At 72.0% G+C, this 26,865-nt stretch carries 23 protein-coding genes; 13 read left to right on the top strand and 10 right to left on the bottom strand.

Translation table 11 applies throughout. From position 1 onward, the window contains the following. Positions 1–5: 5 nt before the first annotated feature. Together OP04_RS31240 and OP04_RS31235 are read left to right on the top strand one after the other, a co-directional pair. On the top strand, positions 6–1,370 hold the full coding sequence (locus tag OP04_RS31240; protein WP_033343482.1) for a 3-oxoacyl-ACP reductase: 1,365 nt from the start codon (positions 6–8) through the stop codon (positions 1,368–1,370). After that, positions 1,370–2,170: a MaoC family dehydratase gene (locus tag OP04_RS31235; RefSeq protein ID WP_033343481.1), complete on the top strand. Its 801-nt coding sequence runs from the start codon at positions 1,370–1,372 to the stop codon at positions 2,168–2,170. Before OP04_RS31240 ends, OP04_RS31235 begins: the two co-directional genes overlap by 1 nt. Here the strand turns inward: OP04_RS31235 and OP04_RS31230 are convergent. Beyond that, positions 2,154–2,801, bottom strand: a complete 648-nt coding sequence (locus tag OP04_RS31230) for a TetR/AcrR family transcriptional regulator (RefSeq protein ID WP_198154049.1) — start codon at positions 2,799–2,801, stop codon at positions 2,154–2,156. The two genes, OP04_RS31235 and OP04_RS31230, sit on opposite strands and share 17 nt — an antisense overlap. Before the next feature lie 59 nt (positions 2,802–2,860). Here OP04_RS31230 and OP04_RS31225 point away from each other — a divergent pair, with 59 nt between their 5' ends. The 3 genes from OP04_RS31225 to OP04_RS31215 are packed head-to-tail and all read left to right on the top strand — an operon-like array spanning position 2,861 to position 6,175. Beyond that, entirely contained in the window at positions 2,861–3,313 is a 453-nt protein-coding gene (locus tag OP04_RS31225; protein ID WP_033343479.1) for an SCP2 sterol-binding domain-containing protein, read from the top strand. Positions 3,314–3,317: 4 nt separating this feature from the next. Then, a complete protein-coding gene (locus OP04_RS31220) occupies positions 3,318–4,529 on the top strand; it encodes an acyl-CoA dehydrogenase family protein (RefSeq protein WP_033343478.1) in 1,212 nt (403 codons plus the stop codon). A gap of 50 nt (positions 4,530–4,579) precedes the next feature. Then, entirely contained in the window at positions 4,580–6,175 is a 1,596-nt protein-coding gene (locus OP04_RS31215) for a diguanylate cyclase (RefSeq protein WP_033343477.1), read from the top strand. A 155-nt stretch (positions 6,176–6,330) separates the two neighbouring features. Here OP04_RS31215 and OP04_RS31210 read toward each other — a convergent pair whose 3' ends face one another. The 4 genes from OP04_RS31210 to OP04_RS31195 form a co-directional block, all read right to left on the bottom strand. Next, the gene (locus OP04_RS31210; RefSeq protein ID WP_051799388.1) at positions 6,331–7,764 is read right to left on the bottom strand and encodes an FAD-dependent oxidoreductase; all 1,434 of its coding nucleotides are present in this window, start codon (positions 7,762–7,764) and stop codon (positions 6,331–6,333) included. 39 nt (positions 7,765–7,803) lie between these two features. Next, on the bottom strand, positions 7,804–8,946 hold the full coding sequence (locus OP04_RS31205; protein ID WP_033343476.1) for a polysaccharide pyruvyl transferase family protein: 1,143 nt from the start codon (positions 8,944–8,946) through the stop codon (positions 7,804–7,806). A gap of 111 nt (positions 8,947–9,057) precedes the next feature. After that, positions 9,058–10,299: a phosphoribosylamine--glycine ligase gene (purD, locus tag OP04_RS31200; protein ID WP_033343475.1), complete on the bottom strand. Its 1,242-nt coding sequence runs from the start codon at positions 10,297–10,299 to the stop codon at positions 9,058–9,060. Between the two features lie 34 nt (positions 10,300–10,333). Then, entirely contained in the window at positions 10,334–11,620 is a 1,287-nt protein-coding gene (locus tag OP04_RS31195) for an adenylosuccinate synthase (protein ID WP_033343587.1), read from the bottom strand. A gap of 127 nt (positions 11,621–11,747) precedes the next feature. On the opposite strand from OP04_RS31195, the gene OP04_RS31190 reads away from it, so the two are divergent. Both OP04_RS31190 and OP04_RS55930 read left to right on the top strand, forming a co-directional pair. Continuing rightward, complete coding sequence (locus OP04_RS31190) at positions 11,748–12,755, top strand: diacylglycerol kinase family protein (protein WP_033343474.1); 1,008 nt, start codon at positions 11,748–11,750, stop codon at positions 12,753–12,755. Positions 12,756–13,388: 633 nt separating this feature from the next. Further along, a complete protein-coding gene (locus tag OP04_RS55930; protein WP_232323802.1) occupies positions 13,389–14,942 on the top strand; it encodes a chromosome partitioning protein in 1,554 nt (517 codons plus the stop codon). A gap of 41 nt (positions 14,943–14,983) precedes the next feature. Here OP04_RS55930 and OP04_RS31180 read toward each other — a convergent pair whose 3' ends face one another. Next, complete coding sequence (locus OP04_RS31180; protein ID WP_033343473.1) at positions 14,984–15,403, bottom strand: DUF3151 domain-containing protein; 420 nt, start codon at positions 15,401–15,403, stop codon at positions 14,984–14,986. A 263-nt stretch (positions 15,404–15,666) separates the two neighbouring features. Here OP04_RS31180 and OP04_RS31175 point away from each other — a divergent pair, with 263 nt between their 5' ends. Both OP04_RS31175 and OP04_RS52170 read left to right on the top strand, forming a co-directional pair. Further along, positions 15,667–16,857 (top strand): LOG family protein, encoded by a 1,191-nt coding sequence (locus tag OP04_RS31175; protein WP_033343472.1) that lies wholly within the window; start codon positions 15,667–15,669, stop codon positions 16,855–16,857. A 122-nt stretch (positions 16,858–16,979) separates the two neighbouring features. After that, a complete protein-coding gene (locus OP04_RS52170; protein WP_085066897.1) occupies positions 16,980–17,186 on the top strand; it encodes a hypothetical protein in 207 nt (68 codons plus the stop codon). Positions 17,187–17,246: 60 nt separating this feature from the next. Here the strand turns inward: OP04_RS52170 and OP04_RS31170 are convergent, their stop codons facing one another. Both OP04_RS31170 and fbaA read right to left on the bottom strand, forming a co-directional pair. Continuing rightward, positions 17,247–17,783, bottom strand: a complete 537-nt coding sequence (locus OP04_RS31170) for a hypothetical protein (protein WP_232323801.1) — start codon at positions 17,781–17,783, stop codon at positions 17,247–17,249. 78 nt (positions 17,784–17,861) lie between these two features. Further along, complete coding sequence (fbaA, locus tag OP04_RS31165; RefSeq protein WP_033343470.1) at positions 17,862–18,887, bottom strand: class II fructose-bisphosphate aldolase; 1,026 nt, start codon at positions 18,885–18,887, stop codon at positions 17,862–17,864. A gap of 171 nt (positions 18,888–19,058) precedes the next feature. On the opposite strand from fbaA, the gene OP04_RS31160 reads away from it, so the two are divergent. Beyond that, on the top strand, positions 19,059–19,262 hold the full coding sequence (locus OP04_RS31160; RefSeq protein WP_033343469.1) for a hypothetical protein: 204 nt from the start codon (positions 19,059–19,061) through the stop codon (positions 19,260–19,262). On the opposite strand, the gene OP04_RS31155 is transcribed toward OP04_RS31160, so the two are convergent. Then, on the bottom strand, positions 19,253–20,248 hold the full coding sequence (locus OP04_RS31155) for an LCP family protein (RefSeq protein ID WP_033343468.1): 996 nt from the start codon (positions 20,246–20,248) through the stop codon (positions 19,253–19,255). The genes OP04_RS31160 and OP04_RS31155 overlap by 10 nt on opposite strands. Positions 20,249–20,252: 4 nt before the next feature. After that, positions 20,253–20,732 (bottom strand): SigE family RNA polymerase sigma factor, encoded by a 480-nt coding sequence (locus OP04_RS31150; protein WP_033343467.1) that lies wholly within the window; start codon positions 20,730–20,732, stop codon positions 20,253–20,255. A 272-nt stretch (positions 20,733–21,004) separates the two neighbouring features. Here OP04_RS31150 and OP04_RS31145 point away from each other — a divergent pair, with 272 nt between their 5' ends. The 3 genes from OP04_RS31145 (at position 21,005) to OP04_RS31135 (ending at position 26,734) form a co-directional block, all read left to right on the top strand. Beyond that, on the top strand, positions 21,005–22,570 hold the full coding sequence (locus OP04_RS31145; protein WP_033343466.1) for an LPXTG cell wall anchor domain-containing protein: 1,566 nt from the start codon (positions 21,005–21,007) through the stop codon (positions 22,568–22,570). A gap of 163 nt (positions 22,571–22,733) precedes the next feature. Continuing rightward, entirely contained in the window at positions 22,734–24,137 is a 1,404-nt protein-coding gene (locus OP04_RS31140) for a 3' terminal RNA ribose 2'-O-methyltransferase Hen1 (protein WP_033343465.1), read from the top strand. Positions 24,138–24,196: 59 nt separating this feature from the next. Then, complete coding sequence (locus OP04_RS31135; protein ID WP_033343464.1) at positions 24,197–26,734, top strand: polynucleotide kinase-phosphatase; 2,538 nt, start codon at positions 24,197–24,199, stop codon at positions 26,732–26,734. Positions 26,735–26,865: the final 131 nt, after the last annotated feature.

Raw genomic sequence — 26,865 nt, 5'->3', positions numbered from 1 at the left:
CGCCCATGGTGGACCGGTACGCGACCTTCGCCAACTCCGCCGCGGGGAAGGCGCTCGTCACGCGCCTCGGCCTGCCCACGCCGCCCCCGCTGCGCCGCTACTCCCCCGGTGATCCGCTGGTGACCGGCCCGGTGCTGGTCGACGCGGCGCCCGGCGGGCGGCTGGCGCCGGTGGTCAGGAAGGTGCTGGACGAGGCCGGTGTGACGCTGCGCGACCCGGCCGCGGCCGCGGTCGAGGCCGGCGCCTCGGCCACGCCCGGCCGGCTCGCCGCACTGATCTTCGACGCGACCGGCGTCACGGAGTCCGGGCAGCTGCGGGCGCTCTACGACTTCTTCCACGCGCAGGCGCGCACGCTGCTGCCGTCCGGCCGGGTGATCGTGCTCGGCACCGCGCCGGAGGACTGCGCCGCGCCGCGCGAGGCGGTGGCGCAGCGCGCGCTGGAGGGGCTGGTGCGCAGCATCGGCAAGGAGTTCGGCCGGGGCAGCACGGCGCAGCTGGTCTACGCCGTGCCGGACGCGCCGATCGAGTCCACGCTGCGATTCCTGCTCTCCGGGCGCTCCGCCTACGTCTCCGGCCAGGTCATCCGCATCGGCTCGGCCGCGGGCTCGGTCCCGGCCGGGGCGCCGGTCGACTGGGAGAAGCCGCTGGCCGGGAAGGTGGCACTGGTGACCGGCGCGGCGCGAGGCATCGGGGCGGCGATCGCCCGGGTGCTGGCCCGCGACGGCGCACGCGTGATCGCGCTGGACGTGCCGGCCGCCGGTGAGCCGCTGGCCGCGCTGGCCAACGAGATCCGCGGCGAGGCGCTGCAGCTCGACGTCACGGCCGCGGACGCGCCGGACCGGCTCGCCGGCTACCTGCGCGACCGGCACGGCCGGGTCGACGTGGTGGTGCACAACGCGGGCATCACCCGGGACAAGACGGTGGGCCGGATGAGCGCGGAGCAGTGGGACGCCGTGCTCGACGTCAACCTGTCCAGCCAGGAGCGGATCAACGACGCGATCCTGGAGCTGCTCCCGTCCGGCGGCCGCCTGATCCAGGTCTCCTCCGTCACCGGTATCGCGGGCAACCGGGGCCAGACCAACTACGCCACCACCAAGGCCGGCGTGATCGGGCTGGTCCAGGTGCTGGCACCGATCCTGGCGGAGCGCGGCGTCACCGTGAACGCGGTCGCGCCCGGCCACATCGAAACCGCGATGACCGCGCGCATGCCGGTCGCGCTGCGCGAGGCCAGCCGCCGGTTGAACAGCCTCAGCCAGGGCGGGCTGCCGGTGGACGTGGCGGAGACGATCGCCTGGTTCGCGTCGCCCGGCTCGTCCGGCGTGACCGGCAACGTGGTCCGCGTCTGCGGGCAGAGCCTGCTGGGCGCCTGATGTCCGTCTACCTGCGTGCCGCGCTCGGCCTGCTGCCGTTGGGCGCCCGGCCCGGCGTGCTGCCGGACACGACGCTGACCAGGACGGACATGGCGGTCGACCGGGAGCACCTCGCACGGTACGACCGGGTGTGCGGCTTCCGGCTCGGGGATGCGCTGCCCGCGACGTACCCCCATGTGCTCGCCTTTGATCTGGCCATGGAGCTGATGACGGATCGCGCGTTCCCGTTCCCGGTGATCGGCCTGCTCCACGCCACGAACCGGATCGAGGTGCTCCGGCCGCTGACCGCCGACGACCGCCTCGACCTGACCGTCCGCGCCGTCGACCTGCGCGACCACCCACGCGGCCGCCAGTTCGACATCGAGGCGACCGTGACGGTCGACGGCGAGCCGGCCTGGCGTTCCCGATCCGTCTACCTGCGCCGCGAGAAGCCGGGGCCGCCCTCCGGCGCCGATGGACCCGGCCTTCCCGCGCCGTCGTCCCGCTGGCGGCTGGACCCGTCGATCGGCCCCGCCTACGCGTCCGTCTCCGGCGACCACAACCCGATCCACACGTCCTGGCTCGGCGCCCGCGCGTTCGGCTTCCCGTCCCCGATCGCGCACGGCATGTGGACGCTCGCCCGCAGCCTGGCCGCGCTGGAGGGCCGCCTCCCCGCCACCGGCGTCATCGAGGCCACATTCCGCCGCCCGGTTCCGCTCTCGACGACCGTCGCTTTCGCCACCGACCGGCACACCTTCGCCGTCACCGACCCGCGCACCGGCAAGCCCTACCTCCTCGGCGCCGTCACCCCGCCTCGGTGACCCCGGGGTGCCAGGTGGCGCCGGTGAGGAGGCGGTCGGCGCCGAGCCAGGCGACGTTCATCATCTGGGTGGCGGTCTTGGCGGGGTCGGCGTCGGGGTGGTCGGTCATCCAGTCGGCGAGGGACTCGCCGGCGCCGACGAGGGCGTGGGCCATGACCTCCAGCTCGGTGTCGGTGGCCTCACCGCCGGAGCCGGTCATGGCGGCGCTGAGCAGTGCGGTCACCACCTGGACCATGCGGGCGCGCATGCCGGACAGCTCGGCGGCGAACGGTTCGAGGCCGCGGGCCTGGCGGTAGAGGACGGTCCAGCCCTCGCGGTTGGTGGCGACCACGTCGAAGAACGCGCGGACGCCGTGCCAGAGCTGGCGGTCGGCGGGGGCGCCGGGCTCGACCGCGCCGGCGACGACCTCGGTCAGGCGGGTGGCCTCGCGGCGCAGGCAGGCGAGGAACAGCTCCTCCTTGGTGCCGAGGTACGCGTACACCATCGGCTTGGAGACGCCGGCGTCCTCGGCGATCTCGTCCATCGACGCGGCATGATATCCGCGGCGGGAGAAGACGCGGGCGGCCGAGTCCAGCATCTGCCGCTCCCGGACGGCGCGCGGAAGGCGCTTGAAGGCGGGCACGCTTGTCAGCATACCTACCCGGGCGTAACGTTACGCGCTGGTAGATAAGCGGAGAGGACTGCTCGGACATGACCGATTTCGATCCCAACACCTTCGCCACGATGGAGCCCCGGGAGTTCGCGAAGATCGTCAAGTCGACGCCGGACGCGAAGATCGCCGAGGTGATGGGCGGGCCGCAGCGGCAGCTCATCCTGGACGAGGTCTTCGCCCGCATGCCGAAGCAGTTCCGGCCGGAGCGCGCGGGTGACACCAGCGCGGTCATCCACTGGACCGTCACCGGCCGGCCGGACGGCGGCGTGGACACCTACGAGATCGTGATCGACGGCGGCGTCTGCACGCTCTCGCCGAGCGTGGACCGCACGCCCAAGCTGACACTGACCCTGGCGCCGGTCGACTTCGTCAAGCTGATCTCCGGGCTCGGCAACCCGGTGATGATGTTCATGACGGGCAAGCTCAAGGCGGACGGCAGCATGGGCCTGGCCGCGCAGATACAGACGCTGTTCGACATCCCCAAGGCCTGACGCCGTGGAGTTCTCACTCGACCTCAACGACGAGCAGACCGAGCTGCGCGACTGGGTCCACGGGTTCGCACGGGACGTGCTGCGCCCGGCCGGCGCGGAGTGGGACGCGCGCGAGGAGACGCCCTGGCCGGTGATCAAGGAGGCGGCCAAGGTCGGGCTGTACGGGTTCGAGTTCCTGGCCAACGCCTGGTCCGACCCGAGCGGCCTGTCCATGCCGATCGCGAACGAGGAGCTGTTCTGGGGCGACGCCGGCCTGGCGATGTCGATCTTCGGCACCTCGCTCGCGGTCGCCGCGATCTTCGGCTCCGGCACGCCCGACCAGCTCGCCGAGTGGGTGCCGCCGTGCTTCGGGGACGAGTCCGCGCCCGCGCTGGGCGCGTTCTGCTCCACCGAGCCCGAGGCCGGGTCCGACGTGGGCGCGATCCGCACCCGCGCGGTCTACGACCAGGCCACCGACGAATGGGTGCTGAACGGGCAGAAGGCCTACGCCACGAACGGCGGCATCGCGGCGGTGCACGTGGTCACCGCCTCCGTCGATCCCGCGCTCGGCTCACGCGGTCAGGCGGCTTTCGTCGTACCTCCGGGATCGAAGGGTTTGTCGTCGCCCCGGAAGCTGGCCAAGCTCGGCCTGCGCGCCTCGCACACCGCGGACGTCTTCCTCGACGACGTGCGCGTGCCGGGGCGGTGCCTGCTCGGTGGCAGGGATGCGCTGGACGCGCGGCTGGCCAAGGCGCGTAACAACGAGCGCGCGGCCGGGCAGGCGTCGATGCGCACGTTCGAGCTGTCCCGGCCCACGGTCGGCGCGCAGGCGCTCGGCGTGGCGCGTGCCGCGTACGAGTACTCGCTCGACTACGCCAGGACGCGGGTGCAGTTCGGCCGGCCGATCGTGGAGAACCAGGCGATCGCGTTCGCGCTGGCCGACATGCGGATGGAGATCGACGCCGCGCGGATGCTGGTCTGGCGCGCCGCGTGGATGGGCCGCAACAACCGCCCGTTCGCGGCCGGCGAGGGCTCGATGTCCAAGCTCAAGGCCGGCGAGGTCGCGGTCGCGGTGACCGAGAAGGCCGTGCAGATCCTCGGCGGCGCGGGATATCTGCGCGAGCACCCGGTCGAGCGCTGGTACCGGGACGCCAAGATCTACACCATCTTCGAGGGTACGTCCGAGATCCAGCGCCTGGTCATCGCGCGCGCCATCTCGGGCCATCAGATCAGGTAGCCCCGCTCACATCGCCTCAGGCCGCGGCCCTCCCCCGCCGATGGAGGCGCGTGGTCACCACCGTGCTGTGCGTGCTCTTCCTGGCGGCGGCCGCGGTCTCGGCCGGCATCGCGCTGGTCGCGTGGCGACGACGCACGGACGCGTCCGGCTTCGGCGCGATCGCGTTCCTCAACGCGGGCCTGGCCGGCTGGTCCGCGCTCGACGCGGCCGAGCTGGCGGTCCGGGATCCGCGCCCGCTGGAGATCATCATGGCGGTCTCGTTCGTCTTCGTCTGCGCCGTGGTGGTCGGCTGGCTGCTGCTCTCCTACGCGCTCGCGGACCGCGTCTGGCACCCGAGCCGCCGCCTGATCCTGCTGCTCTCGATCGAGCCGGCGCTCTGCGTGCTCACCGCGCTCACCAACCCGTGGCACGGGCTGTTCGTCACCGGGTTCCGGCCGGCCGGGCTCGACGGCGGGCTGGTGGCCACGTACGGCCCGCTGTTCTGGGCGCACACGGTCTACAGCTACGCGGTGCTGGCGTTCGCGTTCTACCGCGTGGTCCGGCTCTGGTCCGCCACGTCGTCGCGCTACCGGGCGGCCACGTTCGCCGTGATCATCTCGCTGCCGTCCGCGATCCTGAACCTCGTCGGGCTGTCGATGAGCGGCCGGCTCACCGATCTCACCGCGCTCGGCTTCGTGATCACCGCGCCGGTCATGTACTGGATGGTGGTCCGCGAGTCCATGCCCGGCCAGGCGCCGGTCGCCCGCCGGCACGTCTTCGAGAAGATCGGTGATGCGGTCGTGGTGGTCGGCCGGGACGGCCGCATCCTGGACGTGAACCCGGCGTTCGAGGCGCTGATCCACCTGCTGGCGACGGATCGGCCGGACGGGCTGATCGGCCGCACCATGATCGACCTGCTCGGCCCGGCCACCACGCTGATGCCCGGCCGGGAGCTGCTCACCGGCGCCGACCGCGACCAGACGCTGGAGAACGCGTACGGCTCCGGCCTCGACCTGGACGTGCGCACCAGCCGCCTGTTCGGCCGCGGCGGGCGCTGCGTCGGCTGGGCGGTGGTGACCCGTGACGTCACCGACCTGAACCGGCAGCGACGCGAGCTGGCCCGCGCGAACGATCGCCTCCGCGACCAGCTCACCACGATCGAGCTGCTCCGCGCGGACCTCGCGGAGCAGGCACTCCGCGACCACCTCACCGGCCTGCACAACCGCCGGCACCTGATGGCCGGGCTCGCCCGCCTGGCCGGCGCCGGCGGCCCGCTCTCCGTCGCGCTGATCGACATCGACCACTTCAAACGCATCAACGACCGGTACGGCCACGCGGCCGGCGACACGGTCCTGGTCCGGGTGGCGGACGCGCTGCGCGACGCGGTCCGGCCCGGCGACCTGGTCGCCCGCTACGGCGGCGAGGAGTTCGTGCTGGTCCTGGCCGGGCCGGAGGCGCTGCCCCGGGTGGACGCGCTGCGCGAACTGGTCGCCACCACGCCGATCGAGGTCGGCGACGGCCGCACGGTCACGGTCACGTTCAGCGCCGGCATCGCGGAACTCACCGGCGGCGAATCCCCGGACGAGTTGCTGGAGAGCGCGGACACCGCGCTGTACGCGGCCAAGAACGCGGGCCGGAACCGTGTCGAGGTGCTGTCCCGGATCTGAACCGGCGGTGCTTTCGGCAGTTTCCCCTGTCCCGAGGCCGACTCGGCCACGTCGTGAGGCGCAGGCGACCAGAGGTGGCAAATTCTCCCCGGGAAAATTTGCCACCGGGAGTGGCGCCGAGCCCGGAGGAACGAAGCGACGACCAGAAGCCCAGCTCAGGCGAGACTGGCGCGCTGAGCGCGCAGCTCGCGCTGGACGGCCTCGACGGCGAGGTCGCGGGGCGGTTTGCCGTCGCGGGACGCGAGCGCGGCCGCGACGCCGGCGGCCTGGCCGGTGGCCATGGAGATCGGCATCACGCGGTACGACGAGTGCGCCACGTGGTCGCCGGAGATCGCCCGACCGGCCACCAGCAGCCGGTCCGTGCCGCGCGGGAGCAGGCAGCGGAGCGGGATGTCGTACGAGGCGCCCTGCGGCAGCCGCTTCAGCACCGTGCCGCGCCCGGTCGGGTTGTGGATGTCGACCGGGTAGGCGCCGCGCGCGATCACGTCGTCGAACTTGCGCGCGGTCAGCACGTCTTCGCCGGTCAGCGTGTACTCGCCCTGGATGCGCCGGGTCTCGCGCACGCCGACCTGCACGCCGCTCTGCACCGCGTAGGACTGCGCGAAGCCGGGCACCCGCTTCTGCAGGAACCGGACGATCTGCGCCATCTGCTCGTGGGCCACCAGCTCGGCCCGGGTCAGGTCCCAGACGCTGGTGCCGAGCACGCCGGTGACGCGCGTGGAGTTGACCGCGACCTCGTCGTCGTAGGGCGTGGCGAAGAAGAGCAGATCCTCGCGGGTGAGGTCGAGCTCGCCGGCCTCGGTGGCCTCGCGGATCAGGTCCCACAGGCCGTAGACGCCGCGCCACTGGTCGGGGTGCTCCCGGACGTACCCGTTGAAGGCTTCGTGGTGGAAACGACCCATCCGGAACATGAGCGTCATCGGCTGGGTGAGCCCGTCCTCGGGACGGCCGATCTCGTAGGGGGCGCCGGCCGCGGCGGCCAGGTCCCCGTCGCCGGTGCAGTCCACGACCACGTCCGCGTCGATGACGACCGGGCCGGACTTGCCCTCGAAGACCACGCGCACGCCGTCCGGCAACTGGATCAGGTCGGACGCGAACGAGTGCAGCAACAGGTGCACGCCGGCCTCGGCCAGCAGCTCGTACGCGGTCAGCTTGAACAGCTCCGGGTCGAACGGCACCGTGTAGCCGGTCTCCTGGCTGGGCTTGATCACGCCGCCCATCTGGTCGAGCCGGTCCAGCAGCGTCCAGAGCACACCGCCGACGACCGGCTCGCCCTCGCCGTGGTCGGTGGGCAGCAGCCGGGTGTCGTCGCCGCCGACCGCCTGTTTCATCTCGTTGTGGAACGCGGTCAGCGGCATGACGAGCGCGGCGGTCGCGTTGCCGCCGAGGAAGCCGTACCGCTCGACCAGCGTCACCTGGACGCCGGTCGCGGCAGCGCCGAGCGCCGCCCCGATCCCGGACGGCCCACCGCCCACGACCAGCACGTTCGTGCGGCCGGCGCGACGGGCGCGGCGGGGTGGCAGCTCGACGCTCTCCTCGTTCGCGGGTGGGGCCAGACTGGCGGTCGACACGTACGGCGACAACGTCATGCTGAATCCCCTACCCCGGTCGTGGTCTTGTATCCCTTTCTACGCGGCGATCAGAGTCCGTGGGCGAATGTTCTCAAGGACTGCACCGAGCCGCTCCCCGGTCTCGGCCGACCGGGTGCGCAGAACGGCCATCCGCTCGCGCGTGTCCGCGACCCGGGTGGGCCGCTCGTCCCACAGCCGGTCGACCTGCGCGAGCAGCGGTCCGACCGACTCGCGCATGACGCCGCGGAGGGCCGGTGCTCCCGCCTGCTGGGCGAAGTCGAAGACCTTCCCGGCGTACGGCAGGGGCAGGAACGGCACGCCGCTGAGCCCGTTGAAGATCAGGAAATGCAGGCGCATACCGACCGCCAGGTCCAGGTGCCGCATCAGGCCGAGCACCTGCCGCGGGCGGTAGTCGCCGTAGAGCACGCGGCAGTCCTGCACCGCGGTCATGTGGGAGAGCACCGCGTGCGAGTGGCGGATGTCGTCGCGCTCCATCGGCACGAAGAGCAGCTGGGCGTCGAGCCGGTGCACCAGGAAGTCGCCCATCTGGGCCAGCAGCTGGTGGTAGGACTCCTCGTCCAGGTGCTCGGCGGCCTTGCCGGGCTCGCGGACGCTCATCCCGACCAGGCGCCGGCCGGCCGGCACGCCCTCGGCGCGAAGCATGTCCTCGCTGAAGTCCTCCGGCTCGAGCAGTAGCGCCGGGTCGGCGGTCACGTGGATGGTGCGGGTGACGCCGGCCTCTTCGAGGACCAGGCGGGACTCCTCGTCCCGGACCGTGACCTCGACCGCCTCGGAGAGCACCTCGCGCACGATCGCGCAGTCCGTCTCCTCGGTGAGCGGGCCGGCGCCGAGCGCATATGTGAAGACCGGGACGCCGCGCTCCTGGGCCGCCTTCGCGACGCGCAGGTAACGCCGTGCCTCCGTGTTGTAGAGAATTCCGCCGCCGCCGAGGATCAGCAGGTCCAGCTCGCCCAGCGACGCGGCGGTCTCCTGGCGGCTGACGCCCTCCCAGCCGACCACCTCGACGCCCGGGTGCTTCTCCATGGTGTGCTCCGGGTGGCGGGAGAAGACCAGGATCCGGGCGTCCGGGCGCCGGCTGCGCAGATCGTCGAGCAGGCTGGTGAGGATGGCTTCGTCGCCGAGGTTCCGCCCCCCGTACGAGCCGAGCACGCCAACGGTGGGTCCGGTTCTGTCGAGCACCGCGCACCTCCCTACATCGTGTGCGAGTCCGGCGGACGCCGAACTCGCACGCTCCCTACCCCTTTTCTCAGAGTGACACACACGACGAATCGGACTTAGTATTTGCGCAGGTCAGACGTGCACGCGTCGTTCCGCAGCCGCGAGCGCGATGTCCGAACGGTGGTGCGAACCGGCCAGATCGATGCCGCTCACCAGCGCGTAGGCCGCGTCGCGGGCCGCCGCCAGGTCCGTGCCGGTCGCGGTCGCGCAGACCACCCGGCCGCCGGACGAGACCAGCGCGCCGTCCGCCCGCCGCGCCGTGCCCGCGTGGATCACGCCGGGCCGCTCCGCGCCGGTCAGCACGCCACCGGTCCGCGGCGCCTCCGGATATCCCTCCGAGGCCACCACCACGGTCACCGCGGAGCCGTCCCGCCAGGTCAGCGGCGGGTGCGCGGCCAGCTCGCCGGTCGCGGCCGCGCGCAGCAGCCCGGCCAGCGGCGTGGTCAGCATGGCCAGCACCACCTGCGTCTCCGGGTCGCCGAAGCGCGCGTTGAACTCGATCACGCGCGGGCCCTTCCCGGTGATGGCGAGGCCGACGTAGAGCAGGCCGGCGAACGGCGTGCCACGCTTGCGCATCTCGGCCAGCGTCGGGTGCACCACCTCGGCCATGACCTGCTCGACCAAGCCGTCCGGTGCCCACGGCAGCGGCGTGTAGGCGCCCATGCCGCCGGTGTTCGGCCCGGCGTCGTCGTCGCCGACCCGCTTGAAGTCCTGGGCCGGCATCAGCGGCAGCGCGGCCTCGCCGTCGGTGACCACGAAGAGCGAGACCTCCGGGCCGTCCAGGTATTCCTCGATCACCACGCGGCCGCACTCAGTGGCGTGCGCGAGGGCTGCGGAACGGTCGTCGGTGACCACGACGCCCTTGCCCGCGGCTAGACCGTCGTCCTTCACCACGTACGTCGGGCCGAACTCGTCCAGCGCGGCCGCGGCCTCCTCCGGAGTGGAGCAGGTGAACGCACGCGCGGTCGGCACGCCGGCCGCGGACATCACGTCCTTCGCGAAGGTCTTGGAGCCCTCCAGCTGCGCGGCCGGGCCGGACGGGCCGAAGCAGGCGATGCCCTCGGCCCGCACCGCGTCCGCCACGCCGGCCACCAGCGGCGCCTCCGGGCCGATCACGACCAGGTCGGCGCCGGTCTCCACGGCGAGCGCCGCGACCGACGCCGGGTCGGTCGCGGTCACCTCGCGCAGCTCGGCGATCTGGGCGATGCCGGGGTTGCCCGGCGCCGCGATCAACTGCTCGACGTCGGGGTCGGCAACCAGGCCGATGGCGAGGGCGTGTTCACGCCCTCCGGAACCGATGAGAAGTACGCGCACGCTGGGTGATGCTACCGACGTGCGTGGATCACGCTCAGATCAGCTCGTGCCGGACCACGTTCTCGTCCCGGCCCGGACCCACGCCGACCACGCTGACCCGCGTGTTGCACAGCTCCTCGATCCGCGCGATGTAACGCCGCGCGTTCTTCGGCAGCTCGGCCTCGGTGCGGGCCTGGGAGATGTCCTCCCACCAGCCGTCCAGCTCCTCGTAGACCGGCTTCGCGTGGTGGAAGTCGGTCTGCGTCATCGGCATGTCGTCGACGCGCTCGCCGTCGATCTCGTAGCCGACGCAGATCGGCACCTTCTCCAGTCCGGAGAGGACGTCCAGCTTGGTCACCACCAGATCGGTGACGCCGTTCAGCCGGGAGGCGTACCGCGCCACGACCGCGTCGAACCAGCCGCAACGGCGCTCCCGGCCGGTCGTCGTGCCGTATTCGTGGCCGATCTTGCGCAGGTGCTGGCCGAACTCGTCGAACAGCTCGGTCGGGAACGGACCGGAGCCGACACGCGTGGTGTACGCCTTGCTCACCGCGATGACCTTGGTGATCGCGGTCGGCGGGATGCCCGCGCCCACGCACGCGCCACCGGCCGTCGGGTTCGACGAGGTGACGAACGGATACGTGCCGTGGTCCATGTCCAGCATGGTCGCCTGCGCGCCCTCGAGCAGCACGGTCTCGCCGCGGTCCAGCGCGTCCCACAGGATCGTCCGGGTCTCCGCGATGTACTGCTTGAGCCGCTCCGCGTAGCCGAGGTACTCCTCGACGACCGCGTCCACGTCCATCGCCTTGCGGTTGTAGACCTTGAACAGGATCTGGTTCTTCTCGCGCAGCGCCAGCTCGAGCTTCTTGCGCAGGATGCCCGGGTCCAGCAGATCCTGGACGCGGATGCCCATCCGCGCGACCTTGTCGCCGTAGGCCGGGCCGATGCCGCGGCCGGTGGTGCCGATCCGCGACGAGCCCAGGTAACGCTCCACCACGCGGTCCAGCGCACGGTGGTGCGGCATGATCAGATGCGCGTCGCCGGAGATGCGCAGCCGGGAGACGTCGACGCCGCGCTCGTTAAGACCGTCGATCTCCTGGAGCAGGATCTTGGGGTCGACCACGACGCCGTTACCGATCACAATGATCGCGTTCGGAGACAGCGCGCCGGACGGCATGAGGTGAAGGGCATACTTCTGGCCGTCGGGAGTGATCACGGTGTGGCCGGCGTTGTTACCCCCGGAGTACCTGACCACGTAGTCGACCCGCTCGCCCAGCAGGTCGGTAACCTTGCCCTTGCCCTCGTCGCCCCATTGCGCGCCGAGAAGCACTATCGCTGGCATCTGAGAACCCGCCTCCGAGGGCTCGGGTGCCACGGTGGCGACCACACGGCAAGCCCGAGGTGTCAGGCTAACAAGAAGTTACGGCCACGTTGGAGATGGCCGCGAAGATCACGGGAGGCCACCGGCCGTGTACGACGTGGTGCTGCTCAGCCTCGCCTCCGGCGCGCCCGCCGGATCCGAGGCCTGCGGAATCGGCGGTTCCTGCTGCGGCGGAGCTGATCATCAAGGCGCTGAGCAGGTCACGGACCGCTCCTGCGCCGAACCGGGCACGCGCGTGCCGGTGCTGGCCTGCGGCGACACGCTGACCGCCGCCGGCGCCCGGGTGGAATATGTCACCGCCCGCTCGGATGCTGAGATCGACGAGGTGCTGGCCCGCCTGGACGGCCCGCCGCGCGAGGACGGTCTCACCTGGCCGGACACGGAGAGCAAGACCCGGGTGATCATCGCGGCCGCGTCCGACGCCCAGATCCGTGCCGTGGTCCGGCGCATGGTCCGCCGCTTCGCACCGCCGCCCAGCAAGCGTCCCGCCGACCTCGCCACCGCGCGTACCGTGCCGGACCTGCCCGCGCTCGGCGTGCTCCCGCTCGACCCGGCGCGCGCCGGCACGCCGGACGACCTGGTGGCGCTGCTCGGCCTGCCCCGCGAGCCCGCCGCGGTCGCCGCCGCCGTGCTCGGCGACCGCATTCGGCGCTTCGACCTGCTGCGTACCGACGCCGGATCCGTCACGCTGGACGGGACGCTGCTCGCCGGGAAGGGTGAGGACGGGAAGCCCTTGCCCTGGCGCGGCAGAGTGCAGGTGGACGATGCGGTGTTGAGCGACGGGGAAGAGGGCATTCTGGCCTGCGCGGTCGGCAACGCCGGCGGCTACGCACAGCTGGACGGCATTCCGCTGCTCAGCGGCGCCGACCCCGGCGACGGGACGGTGGAGGTCGCGGTAGCGGTGCCGGTGCTGACCAAGGCCCGTTTCCGCCGGTCACGCCTCCGGATCGAGGTGCGGCGGGCACGTGGCCGCGCCGCGTCCGTGCAGCCGCGGGACGGTGAAGTGCAGTTCGAGGACGACGGGGTGGCCGGCACGCTGAACCGCAAGAGGTCCTGGTGGACCGAGGCGGGCGCGTGGGCGGCTTACGTTAGCTAGCAGGGAAGGCAGCGCACGGTGGTCAATAGTTTCCTGTCGGACGCGGACGACGAGGAGCCGTTCTGGGCTCCGGACGACCAGGAACAGTCGCCCGCGGGCGACAACAGGAACAAGCCGGTCGCGCCGGTGCCACCGAACACGCCCCAAAACCAAGATCCAACCCACGATCCGGCGGTACGGCCGGCGCCGCCCGCGCCGGGGCCGCCTCCACCGATGCCGCCGCAGCCTGGGCCGCCGCCTCCGGGGCCGGTGCCCGGGCCGCCGCCAGGGCCTCAGCCGGGACCGCCGGGACCAGGGCCTCAGCCTGGGCCGCCGTTCGTGCCGCAGCCGGGGCCGCCGCCACCCGGGCCGAATCCGGGACCGCAGTACCCGGGGCCCCAGCCGGGACCGATGACCGGTCCGTACCCGGGACCGCAGCCGGGTCCCCACCCTGGCCCGCCCGGTCCCCACTCCGGGCCGATGCCGCCTGGGCCGATGCCGCCCGGCCCCGACCCGCGTGCGCAGGGCCGCGTCTCCATACCCGGACCGGACTCCCCTGGTCCCGGTCCGATGCCGCCCGGTCCCGGGCCCGCTTATCCCGGTCCTGGCCCGATGCCGCCGGGTCCCGGCCCCATGCCGCCCGGCCCTGGACCAATGCCGCCCGGCCCTGGCCCCGTGCCGCCCGGCCCGCACCAGCAGTACCCCGGTCCCGGGCCCGGCCCGCAGTACCCGGGCCCGCAGCCGCCGTACCCCGGTCCGCCGAACCAGGGCCCTCCGAACCAGGGCCCGCTGCCGCCGTACCCGGGTCCGCAGCCGCCGCCCGGCCCCTACCCGGGTCCGTCCCACCCGCCGACCTACCCCGGGCCGGCGCCGCAGTACCCGCAGAACAACCCGGGTCCGATGCCGCCCGGCCCCGGTCCCGCGCCCCAGCCACCGCTGCCGCCGCTGGTCCACCAGCAGCAGCCGCCGTACCCGGGACCGCCCGTACCCCCTGGTCCCGGTCCTGTTCCGCAGGAGCTGCCGCTGCCGCTGGCCGGGGACGAGCAGCCGCCGCGGCAGTTCCCGCGCCCGCCCACGCTGGACCGCCCGCCCTACCCGGGCCCGGACCAGAACCAGGGGCAGCCGGGTCCGCCCTGGCAGCCGCAGCAGCCGGAGTACCAGCCCGACTATCAGCAGAACTACCAGCAGGATCCGTACGCGCCGGTCCCCTACCCGCCGCAGGACGGCCAGCAGCCGCCGATGCCGGACAACGGGTGGGAGCCGGACCCGCACGACCCGACGCCGACCGCGGACGATTTCGCACGCCGCCGGACCATGAAACCGGCCGACCCGATCGCGACCATGGGCGGCCGCGCCATCCTGCGGAACGCCACGTTCGGCGTGGTCAAGCTGGGTCCGGGGCGTCGCGAGCAGGAGATCAAGAAGGACATCGAGATGGTCCGCCGGAACTTCGGCGGCCTGCGTCAGGTCACGATCGTCAACCCGAAGGGCGGCGCCGGCAAGACCATCGCGGTGCTGCTGCTGGCGATGACGTTCGGGCAGCGGCGTGGCGGGTACGTGCTGGCCTGGGACAACAACGAGACCCAGGGCACGCTCGGCATGCGTGCGCAGCAGGACTTCCACGCGCGTACCGTGCGGGATCTGCTTCGTGATCTGGTGAGTTTCCAGGGTGCGAGCGGCCGGGTCGGCGACCTGTCGCAGTACGTGCGGGCGCAGGGCGAGGGCATGTTCGACGTGCTCGCCTCCGACGAGTCCGCGACCGCGGGCGAGATCCTGACCGCGGACGCGTTCGCCGAGATCAGGGACGTGGTCAGCCGGTTCTACAAGCTGATCTTCGTGGACACCGGAAACAACGTCCGTGCGCAGAACTGGCAGGCGGCCATCGACGCCACCGACCAGCTCGTGGTGACCATGTCCGCGCGTAACGACTCCGCGGAGACCGCGGCCCGGATGCTCGACCACCTGGAGCAGACCGGGCGGCAGCGGCTGGTGCGGCAGGCGGTCACGATCGTGTCGTCGCCGTCGACAAAGCGCGACCTGGACACGGACGCGATCTTCCGGCACTTCGCGGCCCGGACCCGGGTGGTGCTCTCCGCGCCGTACGAGCGGACCGTCGACACCGGTGAGCCGCTGCGCTACGGCATTCTCTCCGCCGCCACCCGCGACGCGTGGCTGAAGATCGCCGCCGCGGTGGCCGAAGGGTTGTAGGCGCTGGTCCGGGGCAGTCCCCTGCCCCGGACCAGCGTGCGTCAGGCGCCGGCGAGCGCGTCCGCGGCCATCGGGTCGCAGTCGCGGAGGAACTGGGCGCAGCGGGCCGCCTCGTCCGACTCACCGATCGCGTCGGCCGCGCGGGCCAGCTCGTGCAGGCAGCTCAGGAAGCCGCGGTTCGGCTCGTGCGACCACGGCACCGGGCCGTGGCCCTTCCAGCCGTTGCGACGCAGCGCGTCCAGGCCGCGGTGGTACCCGGTGCGGGCGTAGGCGTAACCGGCGACGGTCTGTCCACCGTCGATCGCGCGCTTCGCGAGTGCGGCCCAGGCCGCGCTGCTGGTCGGGAAACGGGCTGCCGCCGCGGCGTACGCCTCGTCGGTGTCGGCCGCGGCCAGCACTGCCGCGGCCTCGTCGTCGGCGGGCAGCAGCGTGGCCGGTGGCTGTGGCATCAGATTCTGCATACCCTCATTCAACCCCGCCCGGGTACGACAGCCGGCCGCGCCTGGCCTGGCCGAACGGCTGAGTGTTTCGTCACGCTTGCAGCGCGTGCCGCCGGGCGACCGGTGCAGATCACGATGCGTCCGGCCGGTGTCCGCCCGTCCACCGGTCGACTAGAAACAGAGGTCCGGAGCCTCCCCAGGAACCGGAAAGTCGAGAGCCCGGCGTTCACCCCGCCGGGCTCTCCCCATTTACGCAGGTGACAGGCGTGCGGCAGACTTGAGCGGTGCCGACTCCCCCGCCCCGCGACGTCCTCGAACATCACGACCACACCGAGTCGGAGGTGGAGTCGCGGGCCGAGCTGGACCGTCATCTCGCCGCCGGGTCCCTCGCCGGTCTCGCCGTCCTCGGCCTGCCGCTCGACGTGGACCCGCCGGACCTGTCCGGCGTGGAGCTGACCGGCGCACACTTCCTGGGCTGCTCGTTCACGTCCGCCGAGGTGGTCGCGGACCTGGTCCGGCGTGGCGCGTCCGTGGTGCCGGCGCAGACCTCGATCCCGTACCCGACGCACCCGGCCCGGCTCTACACCGCGGAGGAGATCTCCGCCGGCTTCCCGGAGCACGGCTTCGACGGCATGTACGACACGGTCGTCTACCGCCACTTCCGCGACAACGGCGGCGCCGTGCCCGCGGTCCGGGAGGCGCTCGCCCAGCGCCTGCACGACCACGGCATCGACAACGCGCTCGCCTACGCCACCCACGCCTGGCTGGCCGCGCACGGCCCGGCCTCGGTGGTTGGCGTGATGGGCGGGCACGCGGTGGCGCGCGGCTCGGACGCGTACCGGCTGGCCGCCACGCTCGGCCGCTCGCTCGCCCGGCGGAACCGCCTGGTCGTCACCGGCGGCGGCCCCGGCGTGATGGAGGCGGCGAACCTCGGGGCGTACCTCTCCACCCGCTCCGAAGAGGATCTCGCCGAGGCGATCGACATGCTGGCCGCCGCACCGGACTTCATGGACCATCGCCCGTTCACCGAGGCCGCGCTCACGGTCCGCGCGAAGTTCGCCCCCGAGCCGGACCCGTCGCCGACCGCGTGGGCGCTGCGCGGCGGCCTGTCCATCCCCACCTGGCTCTACGGCCACGAGCCCGCCAACCTGTTCGCGGGCAGGGTGGCCAAATATTTCAGCAACGCGATCAGAGAAGACACGATCCTCCGGCTGTGCCGCGGCGGTCTGGTCTTCGCGCCCGGCCGGGCCGGCACGGTCCAGGAGGTCTTCCAGGCCGCCACCAAGACGTTCTACGGCACCGACGGCCCGAGCGGCGCCTACGTCTTCCTGGACACCGCGTTCTGGACCGAGACGCTGCCGGTCCGCGCGCTGCTGGACCCGCTCTTCGCCCAGTCCCCGCACGGCGACCTCACCACCTCCGTCCACCTCACCGACGACGTCCACGATGCCGTCTCGATCCTCACCAACCCCTAAATCAAGATCAAAATCTAGAAGCGGGAATATCAGCTTTTAAAGGCTTTTGACCTTGCTTTGGGTGGCCTTGCGGCGATCTTCTCGTGCTGCGGAGGTGGGCTCCATGGTCGACACTTACGGTCATGGAGGTTTTCCTGGTGGGGCTCGCGCTCCTGCTGTTGATCGTGCTGCTGGCGAGCCGGCGGGGGCGCAACAAGGGCAGGAATCGGCGTGGCGGCGGTGGGTTCTTCGGTGGAGACAGCGGAGACGGTGGCGGCTATGACGGCGGGAGCAGCGGGGACAGCGGAGGTGGCGGGGACGGCGGCGGTGGAGGTGGCGGCGGGGATTGACCCGTCAGGCGGACTTGGACCTGGGCGCCGGACGACCTGAGCGCCAGGCGGGACCGGGCGTCAGATGATCGGGACGCGGTGCCAGAAGCCGATGGGGAGGTTGACCTCGTCGGCGGTGGAGATGCCGTTCTCGTCGAGCGCGTTGTAGATCGCGAGGCGCACGTCGTCGAGGACCAGCTCGACCGCGTGCAGCACGCGCGGGCGCCAGTGGGACGGCATGATCCGCTCGATGACGTTGACCTCGCGGAGCCGGCGGCCGCGGAGTCCGGCCAGGTCGGGATGGGTGCCGGAGCGCCAGTCGAGGCGGATGCCGGGCCAGTCCAGCGGCGCGGTCATGTCGACCTGGCCCCAGGTGATCGCGCACTCGTCGAACTTGCGGTGGGCGATCTCCACGTTGAGGTCGCCGAAGCCGAGGATGACCGGGCCGCCCGCGAACCAGGTGCCGGTCTCCAGGTCCCACATCAGCCACGCGTCGTCGAGCCGCCGGTCGAGGACTCGGGTGAACCGGGCGCGGTGGGCGGCCGCGAGGGCACGGGCGCTGTACTGCCACTCCGGCTCGTATCCGTCGATGCCGAGCAACCCGCGACCTCCGTTCAAGTCGCTAGATCGTAACCACACGACGAACGGCCGGTCCCATGCGTGGGACCGGCCGCGTCGAAAACGGAACTAAAAGGATTACTTGCTCAGCGTGGTGCCGGTCGAGCGGAGGTGCTCGCAGGCCTCGACAACGCGCTTGGCCAGGCCGTTCTCGGCCAGCTTGCCCCAGGCGCGGGGGTCGTACGCCTTCTTGTTGCCGACCTCGCCGTCGATCTTCAGCACGCCGTCGTAGTTCTTCATGATGTGCTCGACGACCGGGCGGGTGAACGCGTACTGCGTGTCGGTGTCGATGTTCATCTTGACCACGCCGTAGTCCAGCGCGCCGTGGATCTCGGAGAGCAGCGAGCCGGAACCGCCGTGGAAGACCAGGTCGAACGGCTTGTCCTTGCCGTACTTGGCGCCGACCGCCTCCTGGATCTCCTTGAGGATCTCCGGGCGGAGCTTGACGTTGCCCGGCTTGTAGACGCCGTGCACGTTGCCGAAGGTCAGGGCCGTCATGTAGCGGCCCTTCTCGCCCAGGCCGAGCGCGGCGGCGGTGGCCAGGCCGTCCTCGACCGTCGAGTACAGCTTGTCGTCGATCGCGGCGGAGACGCCGTCCTCCTCGCCACCGACCACGCCGACCTCGATCTCGAGGATGATGTGCGCGGCCGCGGACAGAGCCAGCAGTTCCTCGGCGATCTGCAGGTTCTCCTCGACCGGCACGGCCGAGCCGTCCCACATGTGGGACTGGAAGAGCGGCGCGCGGCCGTTCGCGACGCGGTCCTTGGAGATCGCGAGCAGCGGGCGCACGTACGCGTCCAGCTTGTTCTTCGGGCAGTGGTCGGTGTGCAGCGCGATGTTGATCGGGTAGTTCTTGGCGACCTCGGTGGCGTACTCGGCCAGCGCCACCGCGCCCGTGATCATGTTCTTCACGGTCGGGCCGGAAGCGTATTCCGCGCCGCCGGTCGAGATCTGCACGATGCCGTCGGAGCCCGCCTCCGCGAAGCCCTGCAGCGCCGCGTTCAGCGTCTGGGACGACGTCACGTTGATCGCGGGGTACGCGAACGCGCCGGCCTTGGCGCGGTCGAGCATCTCGGCGTAGACCTCTGGGGAAGCGATAGGCATCGGAGCAACTCCTTGATCAGTGCGCTGGGTCCGGAACCCCCTGCGGGACCGCGTTGTCCTTCGCGGGCAGTATCCCGCACGCCTCATGTGTCGAAAACATCGCCCTGGAGTTACGGGCACGGGTTTTCGCTTGTCGATCCGGGAGGGCCGGGCAGGCCGTACCGTGAGATCATGACCCACCCCGAGGACCTGGTGCTGGACGATCCGGCCCTGCGCGATCGTGAGGCGGCGGAGGGCGACGTCGCCGAGCAGTCCCGCCCCGTGCGGTACGACGACGGCCCGGCCGAGCACGTCACCGTGCGTGACGAGGTCAACGAGGCAGACGCCGCCGAGCAGGCGCACGAGGTGGGACTGCCCGACGACGACTACCGCTGAGGCTGCTGTCCCGTGACGTGGTCCGGGTGCGCGGCGACGAACGCGGCGAGTGAGTCGTCCGCGATCGCGGTGAAGAGCGCGTCCGCCGTGCCCGGGTAGACCTGCTCGCGGATCTCGCCGTCGTCCAGCGGGATCGCGGAGTAACGCGGCGCGCCGATCCCGACGACCGGCTCGCCGGCCAGGTCGATGTCGCCGACCTCGCCGAGCAGCTTGAGCCCGGCGTCGTCCAGCGTGACGCCGTCACCGCCGATCTGGATCAGCGCGAGGAGCCCGGCGTCCGCCGCCTTCGCCGCCAGCGCGCCGAGACAGCGCTGGGCCGGCCGGTCCGGGCTGGCGTCGCCGTCCCGCACCTGGTGCCGCGCGCGGAGCAACGCGGTGGCGTCCGCGCCGTCGAGGTTCTCACATCCCGCGTCGAGACAGAGCTGGACGCCGCCGACCTCGTCGGTAAGCGCCTTGACCGCCGGGTAACTGACGGTCACAGTGCCGTCGAAGGTCAAACCCGTCAATTCCCGCACGGTACGCCGCATCAGGTCGGCACCACCGGCGTCGTACGCGACGCTCAGTTTCTCGCCGGCACTGTACTGCGGCACGACCACGTGCCCGTCGCGCGGAAGCGAGACCAGGTAGACCGCGTCCCGGGCCGCGGGCACGTGCGCGATCACCACGGTGTCCGCGCGGCCCTGGTCCACGCCGATGACCAGCACGTTCAGCGGGCGCGCCGCGGCGACCGGTGTCACCGGCGTCTCCGGCGGGGACGCCGAGGACGCGACCTCCACGGCCGGGGCGGCCGAGCCGCCGGTGTAATTGAAGAGCGCGGGCACGGCCAGCACGGCGGTGACCGCGAGCGCGGCGCCGGCGGACCGGACGACGAGCCGGCGGCGACGGCGGCGCACGGTGGTGACCTCGATGGCCTGGCGCAGCGGACCCTGGTCGGGCACGAGGTGCTCGTGGCGGGCGAACGTCTCCCGCAGTTCGTTCTCGATCATTTTCCTAGACCTCTACCAACTGTGCGCGGAGCGTGGTGAGCGCGCGCGAGATCGACGCTCGGACCGTGCCGACCGCGCAGCCGAGGATCTCGGCGATCTCCGCGTCCGGCAGGTCCTCGTAGAAGCGCAGCACCAGCGCGGCCCGCTGCCGGCGTGGAAGCCGGGACAGCCAGGCCCAGATCTGGTCGCGGTCCGCGGTGGCCTCGGCGTGGTCGACGGTGGCGGCGACGCCCTCGTCCGGGTCCGCGCGCAGCAGCACGCGTCGCAGCCAGGAGCCGCGGCGCCAGTCGAAGTACTGGTTGGTGAGCATGCGCCGCACGTACCGGTCCGGCGAGTCGGCCTTCGACACGCGACGCCAGTTCAGCTGGACGCGCACCATCGTCTCCTGCACCAGGTCCTGTGCCAGATGCGGATCCCCGGTCAGCATGACCGCGTACCGCGACAGCGCAGCCAGCCGCGAGTCGGCGAACTCCGCATAGTCCAAGGGGCACCTCCGAGTGCTCTCCCCTCAATGACGGTGAGCGGCCCCCACATCATTGCGTTCACTGGCAAGAAAGTTATCCACCGGCCCTGAGCTGCGGTTTTGCGGTTATCCCCAGAGTTATCCACAGCCTGCGGGTTATCCACAGCCGGGTTGTCCACAGGCCTGCACTCATCCGTTCGGCCAGACTCCCAGCTTTTGCCCAGGCAAGGGTCGCGATGCACGCATCGCCGAACCTAAGATCCACTCGCATTCACACACGGGAGGACTTTTCTGTGAATCACCTTGTCACCCGGCGCCTGTTCGCCGGGCTGGGAGCGGCGGTGACCGCCGGCGCGGTCGCCCTCTCCGGCACCCCCGCGTCGGCCGCCGTCACCGGCGTCGCCGCCTTCCTCTACGACGTCACCGTCGCGGTGGACTCCCCCGGCGTCAGCCGCTCAGTGAGCCTCTACGCCGAGCAGGAGATCGAGACCACCGACCTCACGCTGACCTTCGACACCGTGGGCCTGGCCGGAATCGCCACGCTCACGCCCGAGGTCGACCCCTGGTTCGACGACTTCGCCTGCACGACCGCCGGCACGGTCACCACCTGCGTGTACGCGCGGGAGTGGCCGACCTCGTTCGGTCCGGACGGGGTCTCCGGGCTGCTCAACTACACCATCGCCCCGGTCACCGGCGCCGTCGTGGACGCGAGCGGCACGCTGGCGTACACGATGACGTCGAACGGAATGTCGAGCAGCGGCACCAGCCGGGTCACCATCGGCGAGGGCGTGGACCTGGCGGCCTACGACGCCGCGCCGGTCACCGTGCCCGGAACGCCCGGCGGCACCGCGGTCACCCGCGCCGGCGTCAGCAACGTGGGCGCGAAGGACGCGGACGGCGTGGTGCTGTGGGTCGGCACCGAGCGCGGGATGCGCCTCAGCCGGGCCTACAGCAACTGCTGGTACCGGACCGACAACGACCAGGGCGCGTACTGCGAGTTCGACGAGACGCTGACGGCGGGCGGCCTGTACTCGACCGGCCTGACCTACGACGTGGACGCGTCCGTCCCGTCGCCGGGCCGGCGCATCTCGTTCCTCCAGTGGCTCACCCCGTCCGAGTTCACCGACACCCAGTCGCAGTGGGCGTTCGGCGGCACCACCTTCGCGAAGGGCACCGGCTCCGAGAAGCTGACGCTGACCTCGTCGGCCTCGGCCCGCCGCGCGCAGACCGACACCGACGAGACGAACAACTACAGCTACATCCAGGTCGAGATGACCGGCGCGAACCCGGCCGACCTCGCCGCGATCGGCACCACGGTGGACGGCGACGCCGGCGCCACCGAGGAGATCCGGGTCGGGATGCGCAACCTCGGCCCCGCGACGATCGACACGAGCTGGGGCGGTGTGCCTGCCGCGTTCCTCAGGGTGCGCGTTCCCGAGGGCACGACCGCGGTCACGGTCGACGAGAACTGCTTCGAGTTCGGCGAGGCCGCCGGCGGCTACGTCTGCGCCCACCCGGAGACCCGGTTCCCGGCCGGCACCGACGCGTTCTTCACCTTCACGCTGCGGATCGACAAGAAGATCACCAACGCCACCGGCCAGATCAACGTGAACGACAAGGACTTCTGCGCGGCCTGCGCGGGCGACGGGAACACGTCGAACGACGTGTCCTACATCGTCGCCAACGGCGACGGCACGGTGCCGGTGCCCGGCACCGGTGGCGAGGGCGGCGGCGGTGGCACGCTGCCGGTGACCGGCGTGCAGACCGGCCTGATCGGCGCGGCCGGCGTAGCGCTGCTGGCGCTGGGGGCGGGCGCGTTCCTGCTGGCCCGTCGTCGGCGGACCTCGTTCGTCGCGTAGCACTCCTGCTTCATCCGGCGCCCCGTCTGCCCTCGCGGCAGGCGGGGCGCCGGCGTTCTCGCCCCCTCGCGGCAGGCGGGGCGTCCGGTGTCTTTGTGACCGATCGGGCCGGTACACCCGAAAATTGAGCGAGATTCGCAAGATCGTTTGGGACGATGGGCGGGTGCTGATGACCGTCTCGACCACGCATACGCCGGCCACCGATCTCGGGTTCCTCCTCGTCAAGCATCCCGACAGGGTGCAACAGTTCGAGATGCCCGCAGGTCAGGCGTGGGTGATGTTCCCCGAGGCGACGGCCGAGCGCTGCACCGCGGCGCTGCTGCTGGACATCGACCCGCACACGCTGACCTCGGCCCGCAACCGCGCCAAGGCCCCCGAGTCCGCCGGCCTGGGCCAGTTCGTCAACGATCGGCCATATGCGGCGTCCAGCATGCTCGCGTCCGCGCTCGGCAAGGTCTTCCGCAGCGCGCTGCGCGGCGCGTCCAAGGATCGGCCGGAGCTGGCCGCCACCCCGATCCCGCTGGAGATCGCGGTGCCGGTGCTGCGCTGCCGGGGCGGCGCCGAGGTGGCCGCGCGCCTGTTCGACCCGCTCGGCTGGGCCACGTCCGTGACGCCGATCCCGCTCGACGACGGCTGGGGCGACAGTCGTTACGTGGAGCTGCGGCTGACCGGCACGCTGCGGCTCTCCGACGCGCTCAACCACCTCTACGTGCTGCTCCCGGTGCTGGACGACGCCAAGCACTACTGGGTCGCGCCGGACGAGATCGAGAAGCTGATCCGGGCCGGCGAGGGCTGGCTGGCCGACCACCCCGAGCGCACGCTGATCACCCGACGTTTCCTGTCGCACCGCCGCGCGCTGACCGGCGCCGCGCTGGCCCGGCTCGCCGAGGAGCACCGCCGGCTGGCCGAGCTCGACGAGCGCCCGGAGCCGGACACGGTGGACGAGCCCGAGGAGGAGCGCCGTCAGCCGCTGGCCGTGCAGCGCCGCGAGTCGGTGGTGGCCGTGCTGCGCGAGCTGGGCGCGGCCCGGGTGCTGGACCTCGGCTGCGGTCCCGGCGCGCTCCTGGCCGACCTGGTCCGCGACCGCCGGTTCACCGAGATCGTCGGGGCGGATGTGTCGACCCGGTCGCTGGAGATCGCGGAGCGGCGGCTCCGGCTGGACCGGCTGCCCGAGCGGCAGCGCGACCGGATCAAGCTGTGGCAGACCGCGCTCACCTACCGCGACGACCGGCTGCGCGGCTTCGACGCGGCCGTGCTGATGGAGGTGATCGAGCACGTCGACCCGCCCCGGCTGGCCGCGCTGGAGGACGCGGTCTTCGGCCACGCCGCCCCCGTCTCCGTGCTGGTGACCACGCCGAATGCGGAATACAACGTGCACTACGAGCTGGCCGGCATGCGCCACCACGACCACCGCTTCGAGTGGACGCGCGCGGAGTTCGCCGCCTGGTCCGCCCGCGTCGCGGAGCACTACGGATACACCGTGCGCCTGCACGGCATCGGCGAGCACGACCCCGAGTCCGGCGCCCCGACCCAGTTCGCCGTCTTCACCCGTGAGGTGTCCGCATGACCGGGCACAGCGAGGGGATCAGCCCCGGCACAGTCGGCGAGCGCAGCGGAGGAGGTGGCATGACCGAGCTGCTCATTCCTGACCTGTCCCTGGTCGCGCTGGTCGGCATCTCCGGCTCCGGCAAGTCGACGTTCGCCCGGCGGCACTTCGCGCCGACCCAGGTGCTCTCGTCCGACTACTTCCGCGGCCTGATCGCGGACGACGAGAACGACCAGACCGCCTCGACGGACGCGTTCGACGCGCTGCACTACGTGGCCGGCAAGCGCCTGGCCCGCGGCCGGCTGACCGTGGTCGACGCCACCAACCTGCAGGAGCACGCGCGCGCCAACCTGGTCAAGGTCGCGAAGGAGCACGACGTGCTGCCGGTCGCGATCGTGCTGGACGTGGCGGAGACGCTGGCCTGGGAGCGCACCGAGGCCCGCGCGGACCGCACGTTCGGCCGCGAGGTGCTGGTGCGCATGCGTCGTGACCTGCGGCGGTCACTGCCCCGGCTGCAGCGCGAGGGCTTCCGGAAGGTGCACGTGCTGCGCGGACCGGAGGAGATCGACGCCGCCACCGTGGCGTACGAGAAGCTGTTCAACGACCGCCGCGAGCTGACCGGCCCGTTCGACATCGTCGGCGACGTGCACGGCTGCCGCGCCGAGCTGGAGACGCTGCTGACCACGCTCGGGTGGGACGTGCATCGGGACGCGTCCGGCTACGCCGTGTCCGCGAGCCACCCGCAGGGGCGCACCGCGGTGTTCGTCGGCGACCTCGTGGACCGCGGGCCGGACACGCCGGGCGTGCTGCGTCTGGTCATGGGCATGATCGACGCCGGGACCGCGCTGTGCGTGTCCGGCAACCACGAGGCCAAGCTGCTCCGCAAGCTCCGCGGGCGGGACGTGCAGCTCACCCACGGCCTCGCCGAGTCGATCGCGCAGCTGGAGGCCGCGCCGCGCGAGCTCACCGACCGGCTGCCGCGCTTCCTGGACTCGCTGATCAGCCACTACGTGCTGGACGGCGGTCGGCTGGTGGTGGCGCACGCGGGCCTGAAGGAGGCGTACCACGGGCGCGCCTCCGGCCGGGTCCGCTCGTTCGCGCTCTACGGCGAGACCACCGGCGAGTCCGACGAGTACGGCCTGCCCGTCCGCTACCCCTGGGCGCAGGATTACCGCGGCAAGGCCATGGTCGTCTACGGCCACACGCCGGTGCTGGCCGCGGAGTGGGTCAACAACACCATCTGCGTGGACACCGCGGCCGTGTTCGGCGGCTCCCTGACCGCGCTGCGCTACCCGGAGAAGGAGCTGGTGAGCGTCCCGGCGGAGGCGGTGCACTACGCGCCGGTCCGCCCGCTGCACACGCTCCCCGGGGCACAGCGCCCGGCGGACGCGCTGGAGCTGTCCGACGTGACCGGCCGCCGCCACCTGGAGACCGGCTACGGCACCGTGACCGTCGCCGCGGAGAACTCGGCCGCCGCGCTGGAGGTGATGAGCCGCTACGCGATGGACCCGCGCGCGCTGCTCTGGCTGCCGCCGACGATGGCGCCGTGCTCGACCGCGCCGGAGGGCGAGTTCCTGGAGCACCCGGCGCAGGCGTTCGAGGACTACCGGTCCGTCGGCGTGACGAAGGTGGTGTGCGAGGAGAAGCACATGGGCTCTCGCGCGGTGGTGCTGCTGTGCCGGGACGAGGAGGCGGGCAAGCGGTTCGGCGTCTCGCTGGGCGCGGTGTGGACGCGTACCGGCCGGCCGTTCTTCGACGACGCCGCGATGACGGAGGAGCTGCTGCGCCGGGCCGGCGTCGCGGCCGAGGCGGCCGGCCTGTGGGACGAGTTGTCCACCGGCTGGGTGCTGCTCGACTGCGAGCTGCTGCCCTGGTCCGCCAAGGCCGGCGGCCTGATCCGGGAGCAGTACGCGAGCGTCGGCGCGGCCGCGAACACCGCGCTCCCTGCCGTGCGCGCGATGCTTGCGACCGCGGCCGGCCGTGGGCTGGAGGTGTCCGCGCTGCGGGACCGGATGGCCCGCCGGGGTGCGGACGTGGCCCGCTACCGGGATGCGTACCGGCGCTACGTGCGCCTGACCGACGGGCTGACCGGCATCACGCTGGCGCCGTTCGCGGTGCTGGCGGCCGAGGGCGTGTCGTTCGCGTCGCGCAACCACGGCTGGCACCTGATGCTGGCGGACCGGCTCTGTGCGGCCGACCCGGAGCTGTTCACGTCCACGCAGCGCCGGGTGGTGGACCTCGGCGACGAGGCCGCGGTCGCGGAGGCCACGGACTGGTGGTCGACGCTGACCGAGGCCGGTGGCGAGGGCATGGTGGTGAAGCCGTTCGAGGGCCTGGCCGTGAAGTCCGCGAAGGGCCGCCCGGTCCAGCCCGGCATCAAGTGCCGCGGCCGGGAGTACCTGCGGATCATCTACGGCCCGGAGTACACCGAGCCGGAGACGCTGGACCGGCTGCGGAACCGGTCGCTGGGCCGCAAGCGCGGTCTGGCGCTGCGCGAGCACGGTCTCGGTCTGGGCGCGCTGGACCGGGTCGCCGAGGGCGCGCCGCTGTGGCGGATCCATGAATTGGTCTTCGCGGTTCTGGCGTGCGAATCCGAGCCGGTCGACCCCCGTCTGTAACGGTAAAGGCACACAACGGTGAGAATGGCGCGGCCGGTAATCCGCCGGTCGCGCTTTCTTACGCATATTCTCAGGAGACGCTCAGCTCCGTAACAGATTCGCGTCTCGACGGCTTACGTGAAGGCGGTAAC

Source organism: Catenuloplanes japonicus, assembly GCF_000717135.1.
GTDB classification, from domain to species: domain Bacteria; phylum Actinomycetota; class Actinomycetes; order Mycobacteriales; family Micromonosporaceae; genus Catenuloplanes; species Catenuloplanes japonicus.
The sequence above is the reverse complement of the archived record's forward strand: the minus strand, read 5'-3'. Positions and strand labels throughout refer to the sequence as shown.

Bases quoted from the DNA above. Each gene is read 5' to 3' on its own strand.
- OP04_RS31135 (WP_033343464.1), top strand. From the start codon at position 24,197: ATGACCGAGCTGCTCATTCCTGACCTGTCCCTGGTCGCGCTGGTCGGC.
- OP04_RS31160 (WP_033343469.1), top strand. From the start codon at position 19,059: ATGACCCACCCCGAGGACCTGGTGCTGGACGATCCGGCCCTGCGCGAT.
- OP04_RS52170 (WP_085066897.1), top strand. From the start codon at position 16,980: ATGGAGGTTTTCCTGGTGGGGCTCGCGCTCCTGCTGTTGATCGTGCTG.
- OP04_RS31195 (WP_033343587.1), bottom strand. From the start codon at position 11,620: ATGCCAGCGATAGTGCTTCTCGGCGCGCAATGGGGCGACGAGGGCAAG.
- OP04_RS31180 (WP_033343473.1), bottom strand. From the start codon at position 15,403: ATGCAGAATCTGATGCCACAGCCACCGGCCACGCTGCTGCCCGCCGAC.
- OP04_RS31225 (WP_033343479.1), top strand. From the start codon at position 2,861: ATGACCGATTTCGATCCCAACACCTTCGCCACGATGGAGCCCCGGGAG.
- OP04_RS31240 (WP_033343482.1), top strand. From the start codon at position 6: ATGGTGGACCGGTACGCGACCTTCGCCAACTCCGCCGCGGGGAAGGCG.
- fbaA (WP_033343470.1), bottom strand. From the start codon at position 18,887: ATGCCTATCGCTTCCCCAGAGGTCTACGCCGAGATGCTCGACCGCGCC.
- OP04_RS31155 (WP_033343468.1), bottom strand. From the start codon at position 20,248: ATGATCGAGAACGAACTGCGGGAGACGTTCGCCCGCCACGAGCACCTC.
- OP04_RS55930 (WP_232323802.1), top strand. From the start codon at position 13,389: ATGCCGCCCGGCCCTGGCCCCGTGCCGCCCGGCCCGCACCAGCAGTAC.
- OP04_RS31210 (WP_051799388.1), bottom strand. From the start codon at position 7,764: ATGACGTTGTCGCCGTACGTGTCGACCGCCAGTCTGGCCCCACCCGCG.
- OP04_RS31235 (WP_033343481.1), top strand. From the start codon at position 1,370: ATGTCCGTCTACCTGCGTGCCGCGCTCGGCCTGCTGCCGTTGGGCGCC.